Below are 26,291 nucleotides of genomic sequence, written 5' to 3'. Positions count from 1 at the left end.
AAGCATGAAGTTGAAGAGAGCCAGCTTCCACTAAAAGAGGTGTGAAGGGAAGGCTCTCAGAGTCTGGACTTAGTACGCCCCTATGGGGCGTTATCAATGCCACCTGCTATGCAGGTGGTTTTTTACTCTGCGGCGGCTGCGCTTGTGTGCTCCTAAGCAATTAGTAGGCCGGGTTAGCGCAGTGCCATCCGGCGACAGGAATTACTCCCACTCATGTAAAAAACGCTGCCCGTACTGATCGGCAACCAGCAGTGCTGCGTACACCTGATCCGGCGTTACACCGCCAGGCATATTGTGAATCGTCTCGCCTTCTGCGCATGACGCTTCTGCCACCAGACGCATTTTGCCCGGAATATCCTCTTTGATATCCAGCTGCGCCAGCGTGATCGGCAATCCGACGCTATGGCACAGCGCGGCCACCGTTTCGATCTCCTCAACCGGGGCATTTTCCAGCACCAACTGGGTGAGGGTGCCAAACGCGACTTTTTCACCGTGGTAATAGTGGTGCGCATCAGGGATGGCCGTCAGACCGTTGTGGATCGCATGCGCTGCGGCTAATCCGCCGCTCTCAAAGCCCACGCCGCTCAGATAGGTGTTGGCTTCAATCACGCGCTCAAGGGCGGGGGTCACGACATGCTGTTCGGCGGCGAGCATCGCTTTTTCGCCTTCCTGGATAAGCGTGTTGTAGCACAGCTCGGCCAGAGCCAGTGCGGCTTGGGTACATTTCCCGCCTGCCATAGTGGTGGCGCCGCTGCGGGAGCAGGCGCGTGCTTCGAACCAGGTTGCCAGCGCATCGCCGATCCCTGCCGCTAACAGGCGGGCTGGCGCACCGGCCACGACTTTGGTGTCGACGATAACCATATTCGGATTGTGCGGCAGCATCAGGTAACGATCGAACTCGCCGCTGTCGGTGTAGATGACTGAAAGGGCGCTGCACGGTGCATCCGTTGAGGCAATGGTCGGCGCGATAGCAACCGGCACATCCATAAAGTGGGCGAGCGCTTTGGCCGTATCAAGCGTTTTCCCGCCGCCAATACCTAAAACGGCCTGGCAATCTGCGCTTTTTGCCTGCTTGCGCAGACGATCGATTTCAGTCTGGGAGCATTCGCCGCCAAATGGCGCGATTTCAACATGCAGTTCAGCATTTTTGAAGCTTTCACGCAGCGTCTCTTCGGCAAAGCCGAGAACGAATTTATCACCAACGACCAGCCAGCGCGCGGCCAGCGGTTTCAGGTAGTCACCAAGGCGGGTGAGAACATCCGCGCCCTGAATGTATTTTCCCGGTGATTGAATGATACGGTCCATAACGTTTCTCCTTTAGAGATTGAGGTTACCAAACGCGTTTTTCCAGTCGTGCTCGAACTTCTCTATTGCTGACTCTACCGCTGGCGTGCCGAGCATTTGTTGCGCTACATCTAAAGGAAGTGTGATCGCCTCACATCCGGCGAGCAGGCAGTCGAGAGCCTGACGCGGCGTTTTGAAGCTGGCGGCCAGCACATTGCTGTCGGGGACATGCAGTTCCAGCAGGGACTGCAGCTCCTGCACCATGCGAATCCCGTCGCCGCCCTGGGCATCGACGCGGTTAACGTATGGCGCGACATATTTCGCTCCCGCCAGCGCGGCCAATAAACCCTGCGCCGCGCTGTAAACGGCGGTGCCGAGCGTCGTAATACCTTCTTTTTTCAACGCTTTGATTGCGACCAGCCCTTCCGCGGTGACAGGGATTTTGACCACGATATCCGGCAGTACGTTGCTCAGACGTTTGGCTTCGGCCACCATGGTTTCGGCATCACGGCCCATCGTTTGTGCAAACAGGGTGCCCTCCGGCCCGATGGCTTTTTGCAGGCGCGGCAGCACATCCCAGAGAGACTCGCGGCTGGCGGCGACAATGCTGGGATTGGTGGTCACGCCAGCAATCGGAAAAATACGGGCCAGACGTTCAACTTCCGCCACGTTGGCGGTATCAAGATACAGTTCCATGACTCTTCCTCTGTTTACAGTTCTAATTCACGTTGCAGGAGGACCGCGATGGCCTCTTCGGAGCTGGCATTAACCAGCGCGTTGCGGAAATCTTCGTGCATGATGCGGCGCGCCAGACGCGAGAAAATACGCATGTGCTGATCGCCCGCTGCGTGTTTGTTGAGGGTCAGCATAATGATGAACTGCGCCTCTTCATCGCCCCACTGGACGGGGGCTTTCAGCCGCGCGACGCTGATGGTGGATTGCTCAATGTGCTCAGATTTGCTGTGCGGAATGGCAAAGCTGAAACCAAGACCGGTCGAGAAAACGGCTTCCCGCGCCCATAAATCGGCTTCCAGCTTGCGCGGATAGCGGCAACGTCCGGCCAGCAGTAGCTTGTCGGTCATGCCCTTCATGACCTCTTCTTTGCTGATCCAGTCGTTATCGAGAGAAATACAGCGCGGCGTGACCAGCGGGGTGTCCTGCTGATTCATACGGAACTGGGCTAACAGATGCTCCACTTCAAGGGACGTGCGGCATGCCATCGCCTGATTGAGTAACTGACGACACGCGCGGCTGTCCAGCTGTGCCAGACGCGCTTTGGTCGCCGGAATCGACGGCGAACCCATGCTAAGTTCATCCAGCCCCAGCCCGACCAGCAGCGGCAGCACAGAGCCTTTTGCCCCGAGTTCACCGCAAAGACCAATCCATTTCCCCTGACGATGCACGGCCTGCACGGCGAAATCGAGCGCCCGCAGGAATGCCGGATTCAGGCTGTTGTAATGGCGGGTCACTTTGGCGTTATCCCTGTCGACCGCCAGCAGGTACTGCGTCAGGTCATTGCTGCCAATGCTAAAGAAATCAATCTCTTCGCAGCACTGGTCGATGATGAACATCACTGACGGCACTTCCAGCATGATGCCGAGGGGGATTTTCTCCTCAAACGGAATATGTTCGGCACGTAGCTGCTGTTTGGCTTCAGCAAGTTTTTCCTTCACCCACAGGATCTCTTCCATCGAGGAGATCATCGGGATCATGATCTTCAGGCTGCCATGCGCAGACGCGCGAAGGATCGCCCTGAGCTGAGTGGTAAACAGCGCGGAATATTCTTCGTAAATACGGACGGCACGATAGCCGAGGAACGGGTTGTTCTCCGCCGGGATATTCAGATACTCAACGGGTTTATCACCGCCGATATCCATGGTGCGCACAATGATGCTCCGCCCGTTTGCACTTTCCAGAGCCTGACAAAAAATGTTGTACAGCTCGTTTTCACAGGGCGCGCAGGCGCGATCCATGTACAGCATTTCGGTGCGGAACAGGCCTACTCCCTCAGCGCCATTGCCAAAGGCGGCCTGCGCTTCTGCCGAATGGGCAATGTTGGCGGCAATTTCAATGCGCAAACCATCCGCGGTTCTCGCTTCGCGATCGAGCCAGACGCTCTGTTGTTCGCGAAGCTGCCCCTGTACGGCCTTTTCCTGCTGGTAATAACGGGCAACCGCCTCGCTGGCATTCACCACGATGGCACCGGCATTGCCGTCAATAAACACCGATTGATCGCGCCATGACAGCAGGCTATCGCTGTCGACGCCCACCAGCGTTGGGATGTTAAACGAACGCGCCAGAATCACCGTGTGGGAAGTGGTGCCGCCGCTTTTCAGCAGCAGGCCTTTCAGCAGGGTTTTATCCAGCTCCAGGAACTGGCCCGGCGTGAGGTCGTCTGCCAGACAGACGGACGGTTGCGTCAGCTGACCCGGTGCCGGGAAGCGCTCCTCGCCGTAAATCTGCTGTAAGAGTTGATAGCAGACATCGCGTACGTCCAGTACGCGCTCGTGTAAATAACTGCTGCTGGAGCGCGAAAACTCAGCGCAGAAATGATTTGCCGTGGCGATAACCGCCTGCGCACAACTTAGCCCCTGATTGACGCCTGCCAGAAGATGCTTTCTCAGAGAGGCGTCCGTCGCCAGGGAGCGATGGGCTTCCAGAATGGCGCTTGCGGTGCTGTCGCTATCCAGCGCGCGCAGCTCAATGCTTTTCACCAGCAGCGTCAGACCTTTATCTAGCGAAGATTGTTCTTCCTCCGCGCCTCGGGCGTCAGGGAGTGACGTTAACGCGTTGAGATCCAGCGAAGTCAGCAGTGTAAGCACGCCGCGATCGCTGCCGCTGCATACGGGCAGAGCGCGAAAGAGCGTCGGGTTGAGGCGAGTCAGGGATTCCGGTAACGGGTCGAGATCGGTGCTAATCGTGGCGGCGAGGGGAGCGTCACAGTGGGGAAACTCCTCTTTTAGCCACTGCGCCAGACGCTGGTAGGCATGCTGTTCATCTGCACCAGTAATCACCAGGCGACAGGCATCACCCGTCAGAGTATCGGTGCCGATCAGGGAGAGCGCGCTTTTGGCATCGCCTTTCCGATCGCTGCGCAGATTGTGCCACTCAATCTGCGAGGTAAAAGTATTGCACAGCGTTTCAACATGACTTGCCGGGCGTGCATGTACGCCATTGGGCAAATCACAGACAAAATCCACAACCTGGGTCATACGCACACTCCTGAAAACCAAAATCACTATTAGTGGAAAGCATACGAGCGCGACGGTGAGACGCGCCATGTGACAAAACTACCAAACGCTGGACAAATGTAATGTCCGGCGAAAAGTGAGATTTGACTCACAGGTTCACTGTTTTTGCGCTTTTTGAAGGAGGGTGGAAATTTCGAGGCGGATCGCATTTTTCTTTCTGTATTACAAAAATCCAGCAAATGCCCTTTTTGTCCACTGTCAGCCCGCTTTCCGATTGCCTATTGTTGCCACAACATCTTTATGGATATAGGCGAGCGAAAGCCCGGGAGCGACACATGAAAGAGTTGATGCATATTCTCAAGAACACGCGGCAGCATCTGATGACAGGGGTGTCGCACATGATCCCCTTCGTCGTCGCAGGCGGTATTTTGCTGGCCGTTTCGGTCATGCTCTATGGCAAAGGGGCCGTTCCGGACGCTGCCACCGATCCCAATCTGAAAAAACTGTTCGATCTTGGCGTGGCGGGCTTAACGCTGATGGTGCCTTTCCTGGCGGCCTATATCGGTTATTCCATTGCCGAACGCGCGGCACTCGCCCCCTGTGCTATCGCAGCATGGGTCGGTAACAGTTTCGGCGCAGGGTTCTTCGGCGCCATCATCGCCGGGATCCTCGGCGGTATCGTCGTCTTCTACCTGAAAAAACTGCCAGTGCCGAAAGTGCTTCGCTCGGTCATGCCGATTTTCATCATCCCTATCATCGGCACCTTTATCACCGCCGGCATCATGATGTGGGGTCTCGGTGAACCTGTCGGCGCACTCACCACCGGATTAACGCAGTGGCTGCAAGGCATGCAGCAGGGCAGCATCGTGGTACTCGCCGTCATCATGGGACTCATGCTGGCCTTCGACATGGGCGGCCCTATCAACAAGGTGGCCTACGCGTTCATGCTGATTTGCGTGGCGCAGGGGGTTTATACCGTGGTGGCTATCGCGGCGGTTGGGATCTGCGTACCGCCATTAGGACTGGGACTGGCGACGCTTATCAACCGCAAGAATTTCAACGCTGAAGAGCGCGAAGCGGGTAAAGCCGCGCTGGTGATGGGCTGCGTGGGTGTGACGGAAGGGGCAATACCTTTTGCCGCTGCCGATCCGCTGCGCGTCATTCCTTCCATCATGCTTGGCTCTGCCTGCGGTGCAGTCACAGCAGCCGTATTTGGCGCGCAATGTTATGCCGGGTGGGGCGGCCTGATTGTGCTGCCCGTAGTGGAAGGCAAGCTCGGGTATATCGCGGCCGTTGCCGTGGGGGCCGTGGTCACGGCGGTCAGCGTTAACGTACTGAAAAGCATTGCGCGTAAGAACGCGAAACAGGTCGAAGAGAAGGAAGACGACCTGGATCTGGATTTCGAAATTAACTGAGTGAGGAAGAAAATATGGCCCGAATTATTGCAGTCACCGCGTGTCCGTCTGGCGTTGCCCACACCTACATGGCCGCCGAAGCGCTGGAAAGCGCCGCTAAAGCCAAAGGCTGGGAAGTCAAAGTCGAAACCCAGGGGTCTATCGGCCTCGAAAACGAACTGACGGCTGAAGACGTCGCCGCAGCGGATATGGTCATCCTGACCAAAGATATCGGCATTAAGTTTGAAGAGCGCTTCGCCGGAAAAACCATTGTGCGCGTCAACATCAGTGATGCGGTCAAACGCGCAGAAGCCATCATGAACAAAATTGATGCCCACCTGGCGCAAACCGCCTGACCTCTTCCCGCCCTTCGGGGCGGGCTTGTTCTCAGTTACTGGAGTTTAATCATGACGAATCGTATTCAGCGCATGAAAGACGCATTGTTCGCCAGCCCGCGTGAAATCTCGCTTGAACGTGCGCTGCTCTACACCGAAAGCCATCAGCAGACGGAAGGCGAACCGGTCATTCTGCGTCGGGCGAAAGCGACGGCATATATTCTCGACCACGTTGAGATCGCGATTCGTGATGATGAACTGATTGCCGGTAACCGCACGGTGAAACCGCGCGCCGGGATTATGTCGCCCGAAATGGACCCGTACTGGCTGCTGAAAGAGCTGGAGCAGTTCTCCACTCGCCCGCAGGATCGCTTTAATATCAGCGAAGAAGACAAACGCCTCTACCGCGATGTGCTTTATCCGTACTGGGAAAAGCGGTCGATGAAGGACTTCATCAATAGCCAGATGACGGAAGAGGTCAAAGCGGCGGTGAGCACGCAGATTTTCAGCGTTAACCAGACGGATAAAGGCCAGGGGCACATCATCATTGATTACCCGCGTCTGTTGAACAACGGGCTGGGTGCACTGGTGGCTGAGATGAACGAGCACTGTCAGCGCGAGCCGCAGAATGCATTTTACCAGGCCGCGCTACTGCTGCTTGAAGCCTCGCAACGCCATATCCTGCGCTACGCGGCGCTGGCGGAAGAGATGGCTGAACACTATGACGAAGCGCGTCGACAGGAGCTGTTGGCCATCGCTGCAAACTCGCGCCACAACGCCCAATACAAGCCAAAAAGCTTCTGGCAGGCGTGTCAGCTGTTCTGGTACATGAACGTCATTTTGCAGTATGAATCTAACGCCAGTTCGCTCTCTATTGGCCGCTTCGATCAGTACATGCTGCCGTTTTATCAGGCCTCGCTGAGCCAGGGCGAAGATGCGGCGTTCCTTAAAGAGTTATTAGAATCTCTGTGGGTGAAATGCAACGACGTGGTGTTGTTGCGCTCGACCAGCAGCGCCCGCTATTTTGCCGGATTCCCGACGGGCTACACCGCGTTGCTGGGTGGCCTGACGGAAAATGGCCGCAGCGCGGTAAACGTGCTCTCATTCCTCTGCCTCGATGCCTATCAGAGTATCCAGTTACCGCAGCCGAACCTGGGTGTTCGCGTCAATGAGTTTATCGACAGGCCGTTCCTGCTCAAGACGGCGGAAACTATTCGTCTGGGCACCGGTATTCCGCAGATTTTCAATGACGAGGTGGTAGTGCCCGCTTTCCTGAATCGCGGAGTGTCGCTGGAAGATGCGCGCGATTATGCGGTTGTCGGCTGCGTTGAGTTATCGATTCCGGGTAAAACCTACGGTCTGCACGATATAGCCATGTTTAACCTGCTGAAGGTCATGGAAATTGCGATGCAGGAGAACGAAGGCAATGCGACGCTGAGTTATGACGAATTGACGGAACATATCCGCACCAAAATTAACCACTACATTGCGTTAATGGTCGAAGGCAGCAATATCTGCGACATTGGCCATCGCGACTGGGCACCGGTTCCGCTGCTCTCTTCCTTTATCAGCGACTGTCTTGATAACGGCAAGGACATCACCGAAGGCGGGGCACGGTATAACTTCTCCGGTGTACAGGGTATTGGGATCGCCAATCTGAGTGATTCGCTTCATGCCTTAAAAGGGCTGGTGTTTGAGCAGCAGCGCTTAAGTTTTGATGAACTGCTGGCGGTACTCAAAGCGAACTTCGCGACGCCCGAGGGTGAAAAGGTTCGTGCGCGGCTTATCCATCGCTTCGAAAAATACGGCAATGATATTGACGAGGTCGACAATATCAGCGCTGAACTTCTGCGCCACTACTGCAAAGAGGTCGAAAAGTATCGTAATCCGCGTGGGGGGCAATTCACGCCGGGATCTTATACCGTCTCAGCCCACGTGCCGCTCGGTGCTGTCGTTGGAGCCACGCCGGATGGGCGTTTTGCCGGTGAGCAGCTGGCGGACGGCGGGCTGTCGCCGATGCTCGGCCAGGATATGCAGGGCCCGACGGCGGTGCTGAAATCCGTGAGCAAGCTGGATAACTATCTGCTCTCTAATGGCACGCTGCTGAATGTGAAATTCACGCCAGCCACGCTCGAAGGTGACGCAGGGTTACAAAAACTGGCCGATTTCCTGCGTGCTTTCACCCAGCTGAAATTACAGCATGTTCAGTTCAACGTGGTGAATGCGGATACGCTTCGCGAAGCGCAGCAGCGTCCGCAGGATTTCGCCGGGCTTGTGGTCCGCGTCGCCGGGTACAGTGCCTTCTTTGTTGAGCTGTCGAAGGAGATTCAGGATGACATTATCCGCCGCACCGCGCATCAGCTGTGAAGTGATAGAAACACGCGCTGACCAGGTGCGTATTTTTAACATCCAGCGCTACTCCCTGAATGACGGGCAGGGCATCCGCACGGTGGTCTTTTTCAAAGGCTGTCCCCACTCCTGCCCGTGGTGCGCTAATCCGGAATCCATCTCGCCGAGGATAGAAACCGTGCGCAGGGAGAGCAAATGTCTGCACTGCGCACCCTGCTTGCGAGATGTTGACGAATGCCCTTCCGGTGCGTTTGAGCACATTGGTCGCGATGTTACGCTTGAAGAACTTGAACGCGAGGTAATGAAAGATGAGGTCTTCTTTCGCTCCTCCGGCGGTGGTGTGACGCTCTCCGGCGGTGAGGTGTTGATGCAGGCGCCTTTTGCCACTCAGCTATTGCAACGGCTACGTCGGTGGGGAGTCCATACCGCCATTGAAACCGCAGGCGATGCGCCGCTTTCCCGCCTTTTACCCCTGGCGAAGCAGTGCGATGAAGTGCTGTTCGATCTGAAAATCATGGATTCAGACCAGGCGAAAACCGTGATAAATATGAACCTACCGAGGGTGCTGGAAAATCTGCTGCGTCTGGTGGAAGAGGGGATCAACGTGATCCCTCGCGTGCCGCTCATCCCCGGTTATACGCTGAGTGAGACGAATATGAATCGCGTACTGGCATTTCTGATACCCTCAAATATACGGCAATTGCACTTGCTGCCCTTCCATCAGTACGGCGAGCCGAAATATCGGCTGCTCGGACACGAGTGGACCATGAGCCAGGTGGCTGTACCGACGGAAGAGGATATCGCCCGGGTGCGACAGATGGCCGAGCGTGCAGGATTTTTGGTAACCGTTGGAGGTTAATATGGCCGCTATCGCGGAACACCGAATTGTCGCAGTGACCGCCTGTGTGAGCGGTGTCGCCCATACTTACATGGCAGCTGAACGGCTGGAAAAGCTCTGCCACCAGGAAAAGTGGAACATTCGTATCGAAACCCAGGGTGCTCTGGGCATTGAATGCGAACTAACAGAAGAGGACATTCGTCAGGCGGAAGTGGTTCTGCTCATTACGGATATTGAACTGGCTGGCGTGGAGCGATTCGAGCAGTGTCGCTATGTGAAATGCGGCATCAATGCGTTCTTACGCGACCCGCAAAAGGTGATGGTTGCCGTCCGTAAACTGCAGTCTGCCCCGCAACATACCCAGCTTATTCTGGATTAACCGACTTTCCGGTGAACTGACTGTGGTACTGGCGGCGATACTCAGACGGCGAGCGTTCCGTATTTTTGCGGAACAGTCGGCAAAAATAGTTACTGTCAATAAACCCACAGCTGTGTGCGATCTCTTTGACCTTCAAATCATACCCCTTCAGCAACCGGCGAGCATGTTCGAGCCGGGTATGCGTCAGATATTCGTTAAATCCCACCGCGCCTGTCTTCTGGAAAAGATGCGAAAGATAGTTGGGTGAGATGTAGAACGCTTTCGCGACGGATTCACGGGTCAGCGGCGACGCGTAGTGCTCATCAATATAGTCGCGAATGGCGCCAAACAGGGCCTGGCTACGTGAAGCGGTCTGGATCTGGCTGCCGAGCAGGTCGGTGCAATGGCTGAGCAGGCTCAAGGTAATCAGCCTGGCGGTTTGCTGCTCCTGTGGCTGCATCTGCATTTCATGCAAGGTTTGCAGCAGGAATGAGCCAATACGCGGGCCTCGGCGTGCAACGTGCTGTTTTGCCAGATTGCGCAGGGCTATGCCATCCCACTGCACCAGACTAAAACCAAGCTGTTGTTTGCCAAACAGAATGCTTAAGGCGGTTGCGGGTTGTTGCCATTGTGGTGAGTTCCAGCCGCCCGCCGGGACATATAAGACATCCTGAGCCTGCAAAACTCCGGTCGATACGTCTTTCACGGAGCCTTCCAGCACAATCTCCAGACGTGGAAAATCAACCTGCAACGCCAGCTCTGGTGCGGGAGTCGCGGGGTTAGCAAAATGCACTTTCCGCAGGGATGCCGGGCCTTCAATCAATTCGGCCAGGATCAGGCTGATATCTTGCTGCATGGCATTTCCTTCCGTGTTGACCAAAGAGAAAACCTTACCTGCAAGCATAAAAAAAGGCCACACATGGTGTGGCCTGATGAGCGTAAAATAGTGATTAGCCCGTGTTACGCATGCCCGCAGCGACGCCCGCGATGGTGACCATCAGCGCTTGTTCCACGCGTGGGTCTGGCTCTTTGCCGGCTTCTTCCGCCTGACGGGAACGGTGCAGCAGTTCTGCCTGCAATACGTTCAGTGGGTCAGTGTAGATGTTGCGCAGCTGGATAGACTCGGCAATCCACGGTAAATCTTCCATCAGATGCGAGTCGTTGGCGATATCCAGCACGACTTTAATATCGCCTTCCAGCAGCTCACGCAGCTCTTTACCTAGGCCCCACAGTTCCGGTTTGACCAGGCGCTGATCGTAGTATTCCGCCAGCCACAGGTCGGCTTTGGAGAACACCATCTCCAGCATGCCCAGACGGGTGGAGAAGAACGGCCAGTCGCGGCACATGGTTTCCAGCTCGCTTTGCTTGCCGTCTTCGACCACTTTTTGCAGCGCCGCACCGGCACCCAGCCAGGCAGGCAGCATCAGACGGTTTTGCGTCCAGGCGAAGATCCATGGAATAGCGCGCAGAGACTCTACGCCACCGGTTGGGCGGCGTTTCGCAGGACGTGAACCGAGCGGCAGTTTGCCCAGCTCCTGTTCAGGCGTTGCCGAGCGGAAGTACGGGACGAAATCTTTGTTTTCACGCACATAGCCACGATACAGATCGCAGGAGATATCTGACAGCTCGTCCATGATATGACGCCATGCGTCTTTTGGCTCCGGTGGTGGCAGCAGGTTCGCTTCAAGAATCGCGCTGGTGTAGAGCGACAGGCTGCTGATGGTTACTTCCGGCAAGCCATATTTAAAGCGGATCATCTCGCCCTGCTCGGTGACACGCAGGCCGCCTTTCAGGCTGCCCGGCGGCTGCGAAAGCAGTGCCGCGTGCGCTGGTGCGCCGCCGCGACCGATAGAGCCGCCGCGTCCGTGGAACAGCGTTAATTCGATACCCGCTTTTTCGCAGGTTTTGATCAGCGCGTCCTGCGCCTGGTACTGCGCCCAGGAGGCCGCCATTACGCCCGCGTCTTTCGCAGAGTCGGAATAGCCAATCATTACCATCTGTTTGCCCTGAATAAAGCCGCGATACCAGTCGATATTTAGCAGCTGGGTCATCACGTCATTGGCGTTATTCAGGTCGTCGAGAGTTTCAAACAGCGGAGCCACCGGCAGCGCAAAGCTAATACCGGCTTCTTTTAACAGCAAATGCACGGCCAGCACGTCGGATGGAGTCTTCGCCATGGAGATCACATAGGCGGCGACAGATCCTTTTGGCGCATCAACGATCGCTTTACAGGTGTTGAGCACTTCGCTGGTCTCTTCGCTCGGCTCCCAGCTGCGCGGGAGAAGAGGGCGTTTTGAGTTCAGCTCGCGGATCAGGAAGGCCTGTTTGTCAGCTTCAGACCAGCTTTCGTAGTCGCCAATGCCGAGATAGCGGGTCAGCTCGCCCAGCGCTTCGGTGTGGCGGGTGCTTTCCTGACGCACGTCGATACGTACCAGCGGCACGCCGAAACACTTCACGCGGCGCAGGGTATCGAGCAGCTCGCCGTTGGCGATGATGCCCATTCCGCATGCCTGTAGTGATTTATAGCAGGCGTAGAGCGGGTCCCACAGTTGTTCGTTTTGGCTGAGCAGTCCCGCCGGTTTCGGCAGACGCTGGCCTTTCAGGCGCGCTTCCAGCCAGGCTTGGGTCGCCATCAGCTGACTGCGCAGGTTTTTCATCAGATAACGATACGGCTCGCTGGCGCCCGCTTCGCCGACCAGTTCCAGCAGCTCTGGCGTCGCTTCGACCATCGACAGTTCAGAAATCAGGATTTGAATATCTTTCAGGAACAGGTCGGTGGCTTTCCAGCGGCTCAACAGCAGGACGTGACGGGTGATTTCAGCGGTGACGTTTGGGTTGCCGTCGCGGTCGCCACCCATCCAGGAGGTGAAGCGCACCGGCACGAAATCCACCGGCAGGCGGTAGCCCAGATTCTCTTCGAGCTGTTCGTTTAGCTCGCGAAGGTAGTTTGGCACACCTTCCCACAGGCTGTTTTCCACGACCGCGAAGCCCCATTTGGCTTCATCAACCGGGCTTGGACGGTACTTACGGATTTCATCCGTGTGCCAGGACTGGGCAATCAGCTGGCGGAGACGACGCATCAGCTGGTTGCGTTCGTAATCGACAATGTCTTTGTTATCAAGCTGCTTCAGGCAGTTGTTCACTTCCACCATTTTGTGGATAAGCGTACGACGGGTGATCTCGGTCGGGTGCGCAGTGAGCACCAGTTCCAGGGAGAGGGATTCCACCGCTTTTTTGATGGTCTCTTCGTTGAGATCGGGCTGGTCTTTGAGTTTTCTGAGCGTGCGGGCAATCACTTCCGGGTTGCTGGCAGCTTCGCCCTTCGGCGAAATACTGTGGTATTGCTCGGCGGTGTTAGCCAGGTTCAGGAACTGGCTGAACGCGCGCGCGACGGGCAGCAGCTCGTCGTTGGACAGGTTCTGCAAGGTGGTGAGCAGCTCCTGGCGGTTCGCTTCATTTCCTGCACGGGAGGATTTGGACAGCTTACGGATGGTTTCAACGCGGTCGAGAATGTTCTCTCCCAGCGCGTCCTTGATGGTATCTCCCAGCACTTTGCCGAGCATACTGACATTACTACGCAACGCGGAATATTGTTCGTTCATAAAAACCCAGTCACCCCATCATTTTTGTTTATGCCCATTCAGAAATCTTTTGGACATTTATTTGTCATCTCCCTTTATAAAGCCACGTAAACCCCCTGCCGTCAATTGCTGCGAAAACGGTTCAGCAAACGAATAAATGTGGGCAATTTACGAAATTTAATTCGCTTCGCGTCAGATAAGAGATGCTTATGAGAATGTGACGGGGATCATGCGTTTTGGTGCCCTCTCCCGGCGGAAGAGGGCACTCAAAAAGAAATGTCAGTGCCAGCAGAAATGATGCACAACCTGGGTAATTAATTCGCGTGTCGGCTTAATAAAGCGGGTTTCCAGGTATTCATCCGGCTGGTGAGCCTGATTAATGGAACCCGGGCCAAGCACCAGAGTCGGGCACAGCGTCTGGATAAATGGCGCTTCGGTGCAGTAGTTCACCACATCGGTTTGCGCACCGAGCAGTTTTTCGACCACCTGCACCAGCTGGTGGTCCGGCGGGCATTCGTAGCCAGGGATCGGCGGGTGCAGCTCGGAAATGGTCAGACGGCCCGGCCAGCGCTCGCTCACAGGGGCCAGTGCTTCCGTCAACAGCCCATCCAGATCGCTTAAGGTCATGCCCGGCAGTGGGCGGATATCCATATGCAGTTCGCAGCAAGCGCAGATGCGGTTGGAGGCGTCACCACCGTGCAGACTGCCCAGGTTCAGCGTTGGGTACGGCACGGTAAACGAATCGTGGTGATAGCGCTCTTTCAGGGAGTCGCGCAGCTGCATGATACGGCCAATCGCATCATGCATCAGTTCGATGGCGTTAACGCCACGAGCGGGATCGCTGGAGTGGCCGGACTGGCCCATCACGCGCACGGCAGTAGAGATATGGCCTTTGTGGGCGCGAATCGGTTGCAGTGAGGTCGGTTCACCGATAATGGCGCAATCCGGGCGCAGGGCGGTATTCTCCGAAAAATAGCGCGCACCCGCCATGCTGGTCTCTTCATCGGCGGTGGCCAGAATGTAGAGCGGCTTTTTCAGGGTTTTCACATCCACGTCACGCAGGGCATCAAGAATAAAGGCGAAGAAGCCTTTCATATCCGCCGTGCCCAGACCGTAGAGCTTGCTGTCGTGCTCGGTCAGGGTGAAGGGATCGCGCGTCCAGCGGCCATCATCAAAGGGGACGGTATCCGTATGTCCGGCCAGCAAAAGGCCACCAGCACCCTCACCGGTACTGGCGAGCAGGTTGAATTTATTGCGGGTTCCTGGAACGGGTTGAACTTCCACCTTAAACCCGAGTTCGCTAAACCAGCCAGCCAGTAAATTGATTAAAGACTCATTGCTCTGGTCGAGCGCTTCTTCGGTCGCACTGATGGACGGCGTGGCAATCAGGGCGCGGTAAATCTCGATAAAGGGTGGTAAATTCATTTTCATTGTTGACATACCTTAGGTCGTGATAGTATCAATATTCATGCACTAAATGTGAATAAAAATACACTAACGTTGATCGTAAAGGAACCCGATGTTGAATACGCTGATTGTGGGCGCTAGCGGTTATGCGGGCGCAGAGCTTGTAAGCTACGTGAATCGCCATCCTCATATGACCATAACCGCTTTGACCGTATCAGCGCAAAGCAATGATGCGGGAAAATTAATTTCTGATTTGCATCCGCAGCTTAAGGGAATCGTGGATTTGCCGTTGCAGCCGATGTCCGACATCAGCGAGTTTACCGACGGTGTGGATGTGGTGTTTTTGGCCACCGCCCACGAAGTTAGCCACGACCTGGCACCGCAGTTCCTGGCGGCCGGCTGTGTGGTTTTCGATCTCTCCGGCGCGTTCCGCGTTAACGACAGTGCGTTTTATGAAAAATATTACGGCTTTACTCACCAGCATCCGGATCTGCTTAAAAAAGCGGTTTATGGTCTGGCAGAGTGGAGCGCGGATAAGCTGAAAGAAGCCAATTTGATTGCCGTTCCGGGATGCTATCCAACGGCGGCGCAGCTTTCTCTTAAACCTTTGATCGACGCGGGTCTGCTGGATCTCAATCAGTGGCCTGTGATCAACGCCACCAGTGGCGTCAGCGGTGCCGGGCGTAAGGCGGCCATTTCTAACAGCTTCTGCGAAGTGAGCCTGCAGCCGTATGGTGTGTTCAACCACCGTCATCACCCGGAAATCACCACACACCTGGGCGCGGAAGTGATTTTCACCCCGCATCTGGGCAACTTCCCGCGTGGGATTCTGGAAACCATCACCTGCCGTCTGAAACCGGGCGTGACCATAGATCAGGTAGCCGAAGCCTTTAATCAGGCTTATGCCGATAAACCGTTGGTGCGTCTGTATGACAAAGGTGTCCCGGCGCTGAAAAACGTGGTCGGCCTGCCGTTCTGCGATATCGGTTTTGCCGTTCAGGGCGAGCACCTGATCGTGGTGGCTGCAGAAGATAACCTTCTCAAAGGCGCTGCCGCCCAGGCGGTGCAGTGCGCAAACATTCGTTTTGGCTTCGCCGAAACGCAGTCTCTTATTTAAGGTGTGATGATGAATCCATTAATTATCAAACTCGGTGGCGTACTGCTGGACAGCGAAGAAGCGCTGGAGCGTCTGTTTACTGCACTGGTGAACTATCGTGAATCACACCAACGTCCGCTGGTGATTGTACACGGCGGCGGCTGCGTGGTGGATGAGCTGATGAAAGGGCTGAATCTGCCGGTGAAAAAGAAAAACGGCCTGCGTGTGACGCCTGCCGATCAGATCGACATCATTACCGGCGCGCTGGCGGGAACCGCAAACAAAACGCTGCTGGCGTGGGCGAAGAAACACCATATCGCCTCCGTGGGCCTGTATCTGGGCGACGGTGATAGCGTAAATGTGACCCAGCTCGACGAAGAACTGGGCCATGTTGGACTGGCGCAGCCGGGTTCACCTAAGCTGATTAACACCCTGCTGGAAGGCGGTTTCCTGCCGGTTGTGAGCTCTATCGGGGTGACTGAAGAGGGTCAACTGATGAACGTGAATGCCGACCAGGCGGCCACGGCGCTGGCGGCGACGCTGGGCGCGGATCTGATTCTGCTCTCCGATGTGAGCGGGATTCTGGATGGAAAAGGCCAGCGCATTGCCGAGATGACGGCGGCGAAGGCTGAGCAGTTAATCGACCAGGGCATTATTACCGACGGCATGATTGTGAAGGTGAATGCCGCGCTGGATGCCGCTCGCACTTTGGGTCGCCCGGTCGATATTGCCTCGTGGCGTCACGCGGAACAATTGCCCGCGCTGTTTAACGGCACGCCGATTGGTACACGTATTCTGGCCTAATATTTTGTGCATGTAAGTACAGCGTTATCGGGTAAAAAAAGAGTATTGATGATTGCAGGTCGGGTAAGCGCAGCGCGACCCGACAGAACTAACCGAATTTAAGGAAGCATGTTATGGCACTTTGGGGTGGGCGTTTTACACAGGCAGCGGATCAGCGTTTCAAACAGTTCAATGACTCTTTGCGCTTCGACTACCGCCTGGCCGAACAGGATATCGTCGGCTCTGTGGCCTGGTCTAAAGCGCTGGTTACCGTTGGCGTGCTGACTGCAGACGAACAAGTGCAGCTCGAAGAGGCGCTGAACACTCTGCTGGAAGAGGTGCGTCTGAATCCGCAGCAGATCCTTGAGAGCGATGCTGAAGATATTCATAGCTGGGTGGAAGGCAAACTGATCGACAAAGTCGGCCAGTTGGGTAAAAAGCTGCACACCGGGCGTAGCCGTAACGATCAGGTCGCGACTGACCTGAAGCTGTGGTGTAAAGACACTGTTGTGGAGCTGCTGTCGGCGAATCGCCAGCTGCAGAGTGCGCTGGTGGAAACCGCGCATCACAATCAGGACGCGGTGATGCCGGGTTATACCCACCTGCAGCGCGCGCAGCCCGTGACGTTTGCTCACTGGTGTCTGGCCTATGTTGAAATGCTGGCGCGCGATGAAAGCCGTTTGCAGGATACCCTGAAGCGTCTGGACGTCAGTCCGCTGGGCAGCGGTGCGCTGGCCGGCACGGCGTATGAAATCGACCGTGAACAGTTAGCCGGCTGGCTGGGCTTTGCTTCTGCCACCCGTAACAGCCTGGACAGCGTTTCCGATCGCGACCACGTGCTGGAGCTACTGTCGAATGCGTCCATTGGCATGGTGCATCTGTCGCGCTTTGCCGAAGATCTGATTTTCTTCAACTCCGGTGAAGCCGGGTTTGTTGAGCTGTCTGATCGCGTGACGTCCGGTTCTTCCCTGATGCCGCAGAAGAAAAACCCGGATGCGCTGGAGCTGATCCGGGGTAAATGTGGCCGCGTGCAGGGTGCGCTGACCGGCATGATGATGACGCTGAAAGGGCTGCCACTGGCCTATAACAAAGACATGCAGGAAGATAAAGAGGGGCTGTTTGATGCTCTCGACACCTGGCTCGACTGCCTGCATATGGGCGCGCTGGTGCTGGACGGTATTCAGGTGAAACGTCCACGTTGCCAGGAAGCGGCGCAGCAGGGCTATGCGAACTCTACGGAGCTTGCGGATTATCTGGTCGCCAAAGGCGTGCCGTTCCGTGAGGCGCACCATATTGTGGGCGAAGCGGTGGTTGAGGCGATTCGTCAGGGCAAGCCGCTGGAAGATCTTACGCTTGCCGATCTGCAAAAATTCAGTGCGGTGATTGGCGATGACGTCTATCCGATTCTGGCGCTGCAATCCTGCCTGGATAAGCGTGCGGCGAAAGGCGGTGTGTCGCCGAAGCAGGTGGCGCAGGCGATTGCGGATGCGAAAGATCGGCTGATTTAAGTCGGTACATTGCCGGGTGGCGCAGCGCTTACCCGGCCAATAAAAATCAGGCCTGGCGTTTGCCGGGCTTTTTTTATGCAAAAAAAAGCGGACACAGGGTCCGCAAAAGTTCACGTTGGCTTTAGTTGTTCGAGTTTTGAGAGAAACTCGTATAACGCGGCGGTGCTTCAAGGGTCAAACAGTCACCGCCTCGTCTATGTGGTGTATTATTCAACAGAATGCTTGATAGGGATAATCGTTCGTTGCTATGCTATCTATCGCCATGAACTATCGTGGCGACGGAGGATGAATAATGAATATTCGTGATCTTGAATACCTGGTAGCGTTAGCTGAGCATCGTCATTTTCGCCGCGCGGCAGATTCCTGCCACGTCAGCCAGCCGACCCTGAGCGGTCAGATCCGCAAGCTGGAAGATGAGCTGGGCGTGATGCTGCTGGAACGTACCAGTCGTAAAGTGCTGTTCACCCAGGCCGGTTTGCTGCTGGTGGATCAGGCGCGCACCGTGCTGCGCGAGGTCAAAGTGCTCAAGGAAATGGCAAGCCAGCAGGGGGAAGCCATGTCCGGCCCGCTGCACATTGGCCTGATCCCTACCGTTGGCCCCTATTTGTTGCCGCAAATTATTCCGATGCTGCACCAGACCTTCCCGAAACTCGAAATGTATCTGCACGAAGCCCAGACCCATCAACTGCTGGCGCAGCTGGATAGCGGTAAGCTCGACTGTGCCATTCTGGCGCTGGTCAAAGAGAGCGAAGCCTTTATCGAAGTGCCGCTGTTTGATGAGCCGATGATGCTGGCGATCTATGAGGATCACCCGTGGGCGAACCGCGATCGCGTGCCGATGTCCGATCTGGCGGGTGAAAAGCTGCTGATGCTCGAAGACGGTCACTGTTTGCGCGATCAGGCGATGGGCTTTTGCTTTGAAGCGGGTGCGGATGAAGATACCCATTTCCGTGCAACCAGCCTGGAAACGCTGCGCAATATGGTGGCGGCGGGAAGTGGTATTACACTGCTGCCTGCGCTGGCCGTACCGCGCGAGCGCAAACGCGATGGTGTGGTCTATCTGCCGTGCATTAAACCTGAGCCGCGTCGTACCATTGGTCTGGTCTATCGTCCAGGATCACCGCTGCGCAGCCGCTATGAGCAGCTGGCAGAGGCCATCCGCAGTTCGATGGATGGCCACTTTGACGGTGCGTTAAAACAGGCGGTTTAAACCGTTCAGCGCTGCTACCCGATAGGCTTCTGCCATCGTCGGGTAGTTAAAGGTGGTGTTAACGAAGTACTCAATCGTGTTACCGCCACCTTTTTGCTCCATGATGGCCTGACCGATATGAATGATTTCCGCCGCGCGTTCACCGAAGCAGTGAATCCCGAGGATCTCTTTCGTCTCGCGATGGAACAAAATCTTCAGCGTTCCCACGCTCATTCCCACGATTTGCGCCCGCGCCAGATGCTTGAACTGCGCACGACCCACCTCGTAAGGCACCTTCATTGACGTCAGCTGCTGTTCGGTTTTGCCCACCGAGCTGATCTCCGGAATGGTGTAAATCCCGGTTGGAATATCTTCGATCAGATGCGCAGTCGCTTCGCCTTTCACCAGCGCCTGGGCAGCGATGCGGCCCTGGTCGTAAGCGGCGGAAGCCAGGCTCGGATAACCAATCACATCACCCACCGCGTAGATATGCGGTAAGGCAGTCTGGTACATGCTGTTGACCTTCAGCTGACCGCGGCTATCCGTTTCAAGACCGATGTTTTCCAGCGCCAGCGAATCGGTGTTACCCGTACGCCCGTTGGCATACAGCAGGCAGTCGGCTTTGAGCTTTTTCCCGGATTTCAGGTGCATGATCACACCGTCATCGCAGCCTTCGATTTTCTCGTACTCTTCGTTGTGGCGAATAACCACGCCGCTGTTCCAGAAGTGGTAGGAGAGGGAGTCGGACATCTCCTGATCGAGAAACGCCAGCAGACGGTCACGGGTGTTGATCAGGTCGACTTTCACGTCCATTCCACGGAAAATCGACGCATATTCGCAGCCAATCACCCCTGCGCCGTAGATGAGCACGTGGCGCGGTTCGTGGTGCAGGCTCAGAATCGAGTCGCTGTCGTAGACGCGCGGATGAGAGAAATCGACGTCAGTCGGATGGTACGGGCGTGAGCCGCAGGCGATGACAAATTTCTCGGCGGTAATCGTCTCGACGGAACCGTCATGACACTTCAGCGCCAGCGTGTGTTCGTCAACAAAGTGCGCGTCGCCCTGCAAAATTTCGCAGTGATTGCGCTCGTAAAACCCCTGGCGCATCCGCGTTTGCTGATTAATCACGTTATCAGCATGGTTGAGAATGTCGGCAAAGGAAGAACGAAGAAGTCGGGAATGGTCGCTGTAAAGAGGGTTCTGGTTAAATTCAATAATGCGGCTAACGGCGTGGCGGAGGGCTTTAGAAGGGATGGTGCCCCAGTGGGTGCAACCGCCGCCAACATTATGGTAGCGCTCGATGACCGCTACTCTGGCTCCCTGTTTCACCAGTCCCATAGCAGCGCCTTCGCCGCCGGGGCCGGAACCAATAACTATTGCGTCGTAATCGTAGGTGTGTGGCATGGCAAGGCTTACCTGTTCTTATACATAAAAGCAACAGAATAGTAACATCATTAGCAGGATAACCCAATTATCGTTGTGCTCTTTTCGAGCTGTGGAGCACAAACCTCGCGTAAACAATCATTCACAAAGTGATGCAAACAGATTAATTTTATTCTCTGGTATAGTGCCTGAAGGCCTTTGGAAGGATTCAACTATTGTGATGGGCGTAAGAGCACAACAAAAAGAGAAAACCCGGCGTTCGCTGGTGGAAGCGGCATTTAGTCAACTGAGTGCTGAGCGAAGTTTTGCCAGTTTGAGCCTGCGCGAAGTCGCACGCGAGGCCGGGATTGCGCCAACGTCCTTTTATCGTCATTTTCGTGATGTAGATGAGCTGGGTCTGACCATGGTGGATGAGAGCGGCCTGATGCTGCGCCAGCTTATGCGCCAGGCGCGTCAGCGTATCGCCAAAGGCGGCAGCGTGATCCGCACGTCCGTTTCAACGTTTATGGAATTTATCGGCAACAATCCCAACGCGTTTCGACTGTTATTGCGCGAACGTTCGGGGACATCTGCCGCGTTTCGTGCCGCCGTTGCGCGCGAAATTCAGCATTTTATTGCGGAACTTGCCGACTATCTCGAAATCGAAAACCATATGCCACGCGCCTTCACGGAAGCGCAGGCCGAGGCGATGGTGACCATTGTTTTCAGTGCGGGTGCCGAAGCACTGGATGTTGGCGTTGAACAACGCAAGCAACTCGAAGAGCGACTGGTATTACAGCTGAGGATGATTTCCAAAGGGGCGTATTACTGGTACCGCCGGGAACAAGAAAAGTCGGCGCATCAAATCGACGAAGGTGAGTAATGAAACAGTCAGGTCAGGATAAAGGTACGTTGTTGCTGGCATTGATCGCTGGCTTATCTATTAACGGAACATTTGCAGCCGTGTTCAGCTCGATTGTGCCGTTTTCGATCTTCCCGCTTATCGCTCTGGTGCTAACGGTTTACTGTCTGCATCAGCGCTATCAGAACCGTACCATGCCGGTGGGTTTACCGGGCCTGGCTGCCGCGTTCTTTATCCTTGGCGTTCTGCTGTATAGCACCGTGGTGCGCGCGGAATATCCGGATATCGGCTCTAACTTCCTGCCTGCGGTGCTGTCAGTAGCGCTGGTGTTCTGGATTGGTATTAAGATGCGTAACCGTAAGCATCAAATCCATGAATAACGGGATGTTGTAGGGCAGACAGGCGTAGCGCCACCTGCCCAAAAAAAGCCGGATGGCGTTTCGCTTATCCGGCCTACAAGATTTTACTTCGCCGTTAGCAGTACGCCGCACTCCATGTGGTGCGTGTATGGGAACTGATCGAACAATGCCAGACGTTCAACCTTGTGCGTCTGGCTTAACGTTTCCAGATTCTTACACAACGTCTCCGGATTGCAGGAGATGTAAAGAATACGCGGATAGGCCTGCACCATCTTCTCGGTTTCGCTGTCCAGCCCGCTGCGCGGTGGATCGACGAAAATCGTCTCGCACTGGTAGCTCTTCAGATCGATTCCCTGCAAGCGGTTGAATTCACGCACGCCGTTCATGGCCTGCGTAAACTCTTCGGCTGCCATACGGATAATTTGCACATTATCAATGTGGTTCGCCGCGATGTTGTACTGCGCTGCCGCGACGGAGGGTTTAGCAATTTCGGTGGCCAGAACGCGTTCAAAGTTGCGCGCCAGCGCGAGGGAGAAGTTGCCGTTCCCGCAGTATAGCTCGAGCAAATCACCCGTTGCCCCTTCAGTGGCGTTCAGCGCCCACTCCAGCATCTGCACGTTCATCGCCGCATTCGGCTGCGTGAAGCTGTTTTCGACCTGGCGATAGATCATCTCTTTCCCGGCCACCGGCAGACGTTCATCCACATAGTCCTGATCGAGCATGATTTTGGTTTTGGTGGCGCGGCCAATCAGATGCACATTGATATTCTGGGCACGCAGCGCATCGCGCAGCGCTTCCGCTTCCTGACGCCATTCATCATTCAGGGTTTTGTGATAAAGCAGGGAGACGATCGCCTGGTTGCTTTGCGTGGTCAGGTAATCAATCTGGAACAATTTGTGGCGCAGAATCGGGTTATCACGTACGCCTTCAATCATCAGCGTCATTAATTGGTTAATTAATTCACTCGCGGCCGGGAAGCTGTTTACGCGGATGCGGGACTTGGTCTGCTGATCGAAAATGATGTGGTACAGATCGTCGCCGTCATGCCAGATACGGAATTCAGCGCGCATGCGATAGTGACTGACCGGCGAGCGGAACACCTCGGGAACGGGCGCCGCAAAAGGCGTCATCATACTTTGCAGGCGGACCACTTTTTCTGCCAGCTGCGCGTCGTACTGTTCTGTCGGGAGGTGTTCGGGGGTCATGATGCATCCTGAGTGGTAAACAATTTCGCGGGGATTGTAAGCACTGTACAGGGGATGTCCAGATTTAATCATGCATAGCTGTCTGGACATCCATACGTTTCTAATTGTAGCATTCTGTTTCCGGTCTCCTGTAAGTGAAAAGGGAATCCAGTGTAAATCTGGAGCTGACGCGCAGCGGTAAAGACTGGCGGGATGAATGTTGTAGACACTGCTTTCGAGTGGGAAGTCTTCATCCACACACGCCACCAAGCCCGAAGACCTGCCGGTGTTACGTCGCATTTGGTTTCATCATCGCGTGCTATAGATGACGCCTGCGGCATCCTTCTTATATTGTGGATGCTTTAACAATGATTAAAAAAGTATCGCTGATGACGGCGCTTTCCGTCACGGCTTTTTCGGGCTGGGCGCAGGAAAGCGCTGACTCGTTGGTGGTGACAGCAAACCGTTTTGAGCAACCGGCAAATACCGTTCTGGCGCCGACGTCGGTGGTGACCCGTGAAGATATCGAACGCTGGCAGGCCAAGAGCGTCGTTGAAGTCATGCAGCGCCTGCCGGGTGTGGATATCGCCCAAAGCGGCGGCATGGGGGCAAACGCTTCTACTTTTATACGCGGTACAGAATCTCGTCACGTTCTGGTGCTGATTGACGGCATCCCGCTGAACAACGCCGGGATCAGTAATGTCGCCGATCTTAGCCAAATCCCTACTTCTCTTATCCAGCGTCTTGAGTACATTCGCGGTCCACGGTCTGCGCTGTATGGTTCCGATGCGATTGGCGGCGTAATCAACATTATCACCGGACGCGATCAGCCTGGCGGTGAGATCTCTGCGGGTGTGGGGTCGAAGGGCTATCAGTCTTACGACGGTTCATTCCAGCAGCTCTTCGATAAAACCAAAGTCACCCTTGCGGGCAACTATACCTATACCCGCGGTTTTGATATTGATGCGCAGGATGCACCGCGTCAGCCGGATCGCGACGGTTTTATGAGTAAGTCTCTGTACGGCTCCGTGGAGCAGCAAATCACCGACAGCGTGAGCGGTTTCTTCCGTGGCTTTGGCTATGACAACCGTACTGCGTATGACGGTTATGATCACTATGATGCCAATTTCATGATCGACGGAAGACCGGATACACGCCAGCTCTACAGTCAAAACTGGGATACGGGCCTGCGTTATAACCAGGGTATTTTCCAGTCTCAACTGGTTGCGGGGTATGGCCGCAGTAAAGATCAGAATTATGATCCGAAAAAAGGACGTTACGCGGATTCGGCAACGACTGACGATGTGAAGCAGTACACCACTCAATGGCTGAATCATATTCAAGTCGGCCACGGTAATATCGGTGCGGGTCTGGACTGGCAGAAACAAAAAACCCAGGCGGGAACGGGTTATCTGGATAAAGGTTACGAGCAACGTAACACCGGTGTGTTCCTCTCTGCGATGCAGCAGTTCAATAGCGTGACGCTTGAAGCGGCTGCGCGTAATGACGATAACTCTAACTTTGGTAATCACGGTACCTGGCAAACCAGTGCGGCGTGGGAGTTTATTGATGGTTACCGCGCTATTGCCTCTTACGGTACGGCGTATAAAGCCCCAACAATGAGCCAGATTCACAGCGCGACTTACGGGAATCCGGACCTTAAACCGGAAGAGAGTAAGCAGTGGGAAGGGGGCTTTGAAGGTCTGACGGGACCGGTAAACTGGCGTGTTACAGGTTATCGTAATGATATTGATAACCTGATCAGCAGCGATCCGCACACGTATCGTTACTACAACGTCGACGAAGCCCGTATTAAAGGTATCGAAGCCACAGCGCAGTTCGACACTGGCCTGGTGGGGCACCAGATTTCCTATGATTATGTGGATCCCCGTAACGCTAAAACCAACGAAGTGCTGGCCCGCCGTTCGAAGCAGCAGGTTAAGTATCAGCTGGACTGGCAGGTATGGGATCTCGACTGGAATCTGGCCTACCGCTATCTGGGCACGCGTTATGATGTGGCATACGATCCCAATACCTATACGTCTGAACGTGTGAAAATGGGTGGCGTAAGTCTGTGGGATGTCGCAGTTTCATATCCTGTCACCTCACATCTGACAGTTCGTGGTAAAATAGCTAACCTGTTCGATAAAGATTACGAGACAGTTTATGGCTACCAAACTGCAGGACGGGAATACACCTTGTCTGGCAGCTACACCTTCTGATCCACGACCCACCGTGCTGGTGTTTGACTCCGGCGTCGGTGGGCTTTCGGTCTACGATGAGATTCGGCATCTTCTGCCGGATCTTCATTACATCTATGCTTTCGATAACGTCGCTTTTCCTTATGGGGAAAAGAGCGAAGACTTTATCGTTGAGCGTGTCCTGGAAATCGTCACTGCCGTCCAACAGCGTTATCCCTTAGCGCTGGCCGTGATTGCCTGTAATACCGCAAGCACCGTTTCCCTTCCTGCATTACGCGAAAAATTCCCGTTTCCTGTTGTGGGCGTGGTGCCGGCGATTAAGCCTGCGGCTCGTCTGACGGCGAACGGTATCGTCGGCCTGCTGGCGACGCGCGGGACGGTAAAGCGTCCTTATACGCGTGAGCTGATCGACCGCTTCGCTAACGAATGCTCGATTGCCATGCTCGGCTCAGCCGAACTGGTGGAGATGGCCGAAGCGAAGCTGCATGGTCATCCGGTGCCGCTGGAGGAGCTGCGTCGCATTTTGCGTCCATGGCTACGAATGGCTGAACCACCGGATACGGTTGTGCTGGGCTGCACGCATTTCCCGCTTTTACAGGACGAGCTGCTTGAGGTCTTGCCGGAAGGCACGCGTCTGGTCGACTCAGGTGCCGCGATTGCCCGACGCACCGCGTGGCTTCTTGAACATGAAGCGCCAGATGCCAAATCCAGTGACAAGAATATTGCTTTCTGTATGGCGCTCACCCCTGAGACTGAGCAACTTTTACCCGTCTTACGCCGATATGGCTTTGAAACGCTCGAAAAACTGGCGCTGTAGCACGGTTTTGAACAAAAAAAAGGCGGTTGAAAGTTTTTTTTAAAAGAGGGGTTGTCAACGTCTGAGAACTCCCTATAATGCGCCTCCACTGACACGGAACAACGGCACGCAAGCCGCCGGGACAGCAGGGGTTCAGCGATGAACGCCGACAGCGAAAAGCGAAATTAAACGCTTGACTCTGAATGAGGAAAAC

General features: G+C 55.3%; 21 protein-coding genes and 1 riboswitch. Of the genes, 13 read left to right on the top strand and 8 right to left on the bottom strand.

Annotation, left to right across the window (positions count from 1 at the left end):
- Positions 1 to 201 precede the first annotated feature (201 nt).
- Genes F153LOC_RS21440 through ptsP form a run of 3 tightly spaced genes read right to left on the bottom strand, consistent with a single transcriptional unit; the run spans position 202 to position 4,496 of the window.
- The gene (locus F153LOC_RS21440) at positions 202 to 1,305 is read right to left on the bottom strand and encodes a glycerol dehydrogenase (protein WP_102105794.1); all 1,104 of its coding nucleotides are present in this window, start codon (positions 1,303 to 1,305) and stop codon (positions 202 to 204) included.
- 12 nt (positions 1,306 to 1,317) lie between these two features.
- Positions 1,318 to 1,980: a fructose-6-phosphate aldolase gene (gene fsa, locus F153LOC_RS21435; RefSeq protein WP_102105795.1), complete on the bottom strand. Its 663-nt coding sequence runs from the start codon at positions 1,978 to 1,980 to the stop codon at positions 1,318 to 1,320.
- A gap of 14 nt (positions 1,981 to 1,994) precedes the next feature.
- Positions 1,995 to 4,496, bottom strand: coding sequence for a phosphoenolpyruvate--protein phosphotransferase (gene ptsP, locus F153LOC_RS21430; RefSeq protein ID WP_102105796.1), 2,502 nt, complete (start codon positions 4,494 to 4,496; stop codon positions 1,995 to 1,997).
- A 314-nt stretch (positions 4,497 to 4,810) separates the two neighbouring features.
- Between ptsP and F153LOC_RS21425 the strand changes: the two genes are divergently transcribed.
- Genes F153LOC_RS21425 through F153LOC_RS21405 form a run of 5 tightly spaced genes read left to right on the top strand, consistent with a single transcriptional unit; the run spans position 4,811 to position 9,770 of the window.
- Entirely contained in the window at positions 4,811 to 5,890 is a 1,080-nt protein-coding gene (locus F153LOC_RS21425) for a PTS fructose transporter subunit EIIC (RefSeq protein WP_100778391.1), read from the top strand.
- 14 nt (positions 5,891 to 5,904) lie between these two features.
- On the top strand, positions 5,905 to 6,225 hold the full coding sequence (locus tag F153LOC_RS21420; protein WP_100778392.1) for a PTS fructose-like transporter subunit IIB: 321 nt from the start codon (positions 5,905 to 5,907) through the stop codon (positions 6,223 to 6,225).
- Positions 6,226 to 6,276: 51 nt separating this feature from the next.
- Positions 6,277 to 8,571, top strand: coding sequence for a formate C-acetyltransferase (locus F153LOC_RS21415; protein ID WP_102105797.1), 2,295 nt, complete (start codon positions 6,277 to 6,279; stop codon positions 8,569 to 8,571).
- Positions 8,537 to 9,412: a [formate-C-acetyltransferase]-activating enzyme gene (locus tag F153LOC_RS21410; RefSeq protein ID WP_102105798.1), complete on the top strand. Its 876-nt coding sequence runs from the start codon at positions 8,537 to 8,539 to the stop codon at positions 9,410 to 9,412. Before F153LOC_RS21415 ends, F153LOC_RS21410 begins: the two co-directional genes overlap by 35 nt.
- 1 nt (position 9,413) lies before the next feature.
- On the top strand, positions 9,414 to 9,770 hold the full coding sequence (locus F153LOC_RS21405; RefSeq protein WP_102105799.1) for a PTS fructose-like transporter subunit IIB: 357 nt from the start codon (positions 9,414 to 9,416) through the stop codon (positions 9,768 to 9,770).
- Here the strand turns inward: F153LOC_RS21405 and F153LOC_RS21400 are convergent.
- The 3 genes from F153LOC_RS21400 to argE all read right to left on the bottom strand — a co-directional run bounded on the left by F153LOC_RS21400 (position 9,757) and on the right by argE (position 14,761).
- On the bottom strand, positions 9,757 to 10,605 hold the full coding sequence (locus tag F153LOC_RS21400; RefSeq protein ID WP_102105800.1) for an AraC family transcriptional regulator: 849 nt from the start codon (positions 10,603 to 10,605) through the stop codon (positions 9,757 to 9,759). The genes F153LOC_RS21405 and F153LOC_RS21400 overlap by 14 nt on opposite strands.
- A gap of 94 nt (positions 10,606 to 10,699) precedes the next feature.
- Complete coding sequence (gene ppc, locus F153LOC_RS21395) at positions 10,700 to 13,351, bottom strand: phosphoenolpyruvate carboxylase (RefSeq protein WP_100778397.1); 2,652 nt, start codon at positions 13,349 to 13,351, stop codon at positions 10,700 to 10,702.
- A 258-nt stretch (positions 13,352 to 13,609) separates the two neighbouring features.
- Positions 13,610 to 14,761, bottom strand: coding sequence for an acetylornithine deacetylase (argE, locus tag F153LOC_RS21390; RefSeq protein ID WP_102105801.1), 1,152 nt, complete (start codon positions 14,759 to 14,761; stop codon positions 13,610 to 13,612).
- Between the two features lie 88 nt (positions 14,762 to 14,849).
- On the opposite strand from argE, the gene argC reads away from it, so the two are divergent.
- From argC to oxyR, 4 genes are all read left to right on the top strand, one after another.
- The gene (argC, locus tag F153LOC_RS21385; protein ID WP_102105802.1) at positions 14,850 to 15,854 is read left to right on the top strand and encodes an N-acetyl-gamma-glutamyl-phosphate reductase; all 1,005 of its coding nucleotides are present in this window, start codon (positions 14,850 to 14,852) and stop codon (positions 15,852 to 15,854) included.
- Between the two features lie 6 nt (positions 15,855 to 15,860).
- The gene (gene argB / locus F153LOC_RS21380; protein WP_095283929.1) at positions 15,861 to 16,637 is read left to right on the top strand and encodes an acetylglutamate kinase; all 777 of its coding nucleotides are present in this window, start codon (positions 15,861 to 15,863) and stop codon (positions 16,635 to 16,637) included.
- A 113-nt stretch (positions 16,638 to 16,750) separates the two neighbouring features.
- The gene (gene argH / locus F153LOC_RS21370; protein ID WP_102105803.1) at positions 16,751 to 18,124 is read left to right on the top strand and encodes an argininosuccinate lyase; all 1,374 of its coding nucleotides are present in this window, start codon (positions 16,751 to 16,753) and stop codon (positions 18,122 to 18,124) included.
- A 292-nt stretch (positions 18,125 to 18,416) separates the two neighbouring features.
- Entirely contained in the window at positions 18,417 to 19,334 is a 918-nt protein-coding gene (gene oxyR / locus F153LOC_RS21360) for a DNA-binding transcriptional regulator OxyR (protein WP_095283927.1), read from the top strand.
- Here the strand turns inward: oxyR and sthA are convergent.
- A complete protein-coding gene (gene sthA / locus F153LOC_RS21355; RefSeq protein ID WP_100778401.1) occupies positions 19,317 to 20,717 on the bottom strand; it encodes a Si-specific NAD(P)(+) transhydrogenase in 1,401 nt (466 codons plus the stop codon). The two genes, oxyR and sthA, sit on opposite strands and share 18 nt — an antisense overlap.
- A 196-nt stretch (positions 20,718 to 20,913) precedes the next feature.
- Here sthA and fabR point away from each other — a divergent pair, with 196 nt between their 5' ends.
- Positions 20,914 to 21,558: an HTH-type transcriptional repressor FabR gene (gene fabR, locus F153LOC_RS21350; protein WP_129035629.1), complete on the top strand. Its 645-nt coding sequence runs from the start codon at positions 20,914 to 20,916 to the stop codon at positions 21,556 to 21,558.
- Complete coding sequence (locus F153LOC_RS21345) at positions 21,558 to 21,917, top strand: YijD family membrane protein (RefSeq protein ID WP_100778403.1); 360 nt, start codon at positions 21,558 to 21,560, stop codon at positions 21,915 to 21,917. The genes fabR and F153LOC_RS21345 overlap by 1 nt, the downstream gene beginning before the upstream one ends.
- Positions 21,918 to 22,000: 83 nt before the next feature.
- Here the strand turns inward: F153LOC_RS21345 and trmA are convergent, their stop codons facing one another.
- Positions 22,001 to 23,101, bottom strand: a complete 1,101-nt coding sequence (gene trmA, locus F153LOC_RS21340; RefSeq protein ID WP_102105804.1) for a tRNA (uridine(54)-C5)-methyltransferase TrmA — start codon at positions 23,099 to 23,101, stop codon at positions 22,001 to 22,003.
- 104 nt (positions 23,102 to 23,205) lie between these two features.
- Positions 23,206 to 23,383: riboswitch (cobalamin riboswitch) on the top strand.
- A 65-nt stretch (positions 23,384 to 23,448) separates the two neighbouring features.
- On the opposite strand from trmA, the gene btuB reads away from it, so the two are divergent.
- Both btuB and murI read left to right on the top strand, forming a co-directional pair.
- A complete protein-coding gene (gene btuB, locus F153LOC_RS21335; protein ID WP_102105805.1) occupies positions 23,449 to 25,302 on the top strand; it encodes a TonB-dependent vitamin B12 receptor BtuB in 1,854 nt (617 codons plus the stop codon).
- Positions 25,247 to 26,098, top strand: coding sequence for a glutamate racemase (gene murI / locus F153LOC_RS21330; protein WP_102105806.1), 852 nt, complete (start codon positions 25,247 to 25,249; stop codon positions 26,096 to 26,098). The genes btuB and murI overlap by 56 nt, the downstream gene beginning before the upstream one ends.
- The last annotated feature ends 193 nt before the right edge of the window (positions 26,099 to 26,291 follow it).

Source organism: Lelliottia sp. F153, from assembly GCF_002870005.1.
Lineage (GTDB): Bacteria > Pseudomonadota > Gammaproteobacteria > Enterobacterales > Enterobacteriaceae > Enterobacter > Enterobacter nimipressuralis.
Note: the sequence above shows the minus strand (reverse complement) of the source record. Positions and strands in the feature narration are given on the sequence as shown.

Bases quoted from the DNA above. Each gene is read 5' to 3' on its own strand.
- oxyR (WP_095283927.1), top strand. From the start codon at position 18,417: ATGAATATTCGTGATCTTGAATACCTGGTAGCGTTAGCTGAGCATCGT.
- trmA (WP_102105804.1), bottom strand. From the start codon at position 23,101: ATGACCCCCGAACACCTCCCGACAGAACAGTACGACGCGCAGCTGGCA.
- ppc (WP_100778397.1), bottom strand. From the start codon at position 13,351: ATGAACGAACAATATTCCGCGTTGCGTAGTAATGTCAGTATGCTCGGC.
- argB (WP_095283929.1), top strand. From the start codon at position 15,861: ATGATGAATCCATTAATTATCAAACTCGGTGGCGTACTGCTGGACAGC.
- btuB (WP_102105805.1), top strand. From the start codon at position 23,449: ATGATTAAAAAAGTATCGCTGATGACGGCGCTTTCCGTCACGGCTTTT.
- argH (WP_102105803.1), top strand. From the start codon at position 16,751: ATGGCACTTTGGGGTGGGCGTTTTACACAGGCAGCGGATCAGCGTTTC.
- F153LOC_RS21420 (WP_100778392.1), top strand. From the start codon at position 5,905: ATGGCCCGAATTATTGCAGTCACCGCGTGTCCGTCTGGCGTTGCCCAC.
- F153LOC_RS21425 (WP_100778391.1), top strand. From the start codon at position 4,811: ATGAAAGAGTTGATGCATATTCTCAAGAACACGCGGCAGCATCTGATG.
- F153LOC_RS21400 (WP_102105800.1), bottom strand. From the start codon at position 10,605: ATGCAGCAAGATATCAGCCTGATCCTGGCCGAATTGATTGAAGGCCCG.
- murI (WP_102105806.1), top strand. From the start codon at position 25,247: ATGGCTACCAAACTGCAGGACGGGAATACACCTTGTCTGGCAGCTACA.
- F153LOC_RS21415 (WP_102105797.1), top strand. From the start codon at position 6,277: ATGACGAATCGTATTCAGCGCATGAAAGACGCATTGTTCGCCAGCCCG.
- F153LOC_RS21405 (WP_102105799.1), top strand. From the start codon at position 9,414: ATGGCCGCTATCGCGGAACACCGAATTGTCGCAGTGACCGCCTGTGTG.
- sthA (WP_100778401.1), bottom strand. From the start codon at position 20,717: ATGCCACACACCTACGATTACGACGCAATAGTTATTGGTTCCGGCCCC.
- F153LOC_RS21410 (WP_102105798.1), top strand. From the start codon at position 8,537: ATGACATTATCCGCCGCACCGCGCATCAGCTGTGAAGTGATAGAAACA.
- argE (WP_102105801.1), bottom strand. From the start codon at position 14,761: ATGAAAATGAATTTACCACCCTTTATCGAGATTTACCGCGCCCTGATT.
- ptsP (WP_102105796.1), bottom strand. From the start codon at position 4,496: ATGACCCAGGTTGTGGATTTTGTCTGTGATTTGCCCAATGGCGTACAT.
- argC (WP_102105802.1), top strand. From the start codon at position 14,850: ATGTTGAATACGCTGATTGTGGGCGCTAGCGGTTATGCGGGCGCAGAG.
- fsa (WP_102105795.1), bottom strand. From the start codon at position 1,980: ATGGAACTGTATCTTGATACCGCCAACGTGGCGGAAGTTGAACGTCTG.
- F153LOC_RS21345 (WP_100778403.1), top strand. From the start codon at position 21,558: ATGAAACAGTCAGGTCAGGATAAAGGTACGTTGTTGCTGGCATTGATC.
- F153LOC_RS21440 (WP_102105794.1), bottom strand. From the start codon at position 1,305: ATGGACCGTATCATTCAATCACCGGGAAAATACATTCAGGGCGCGGAT.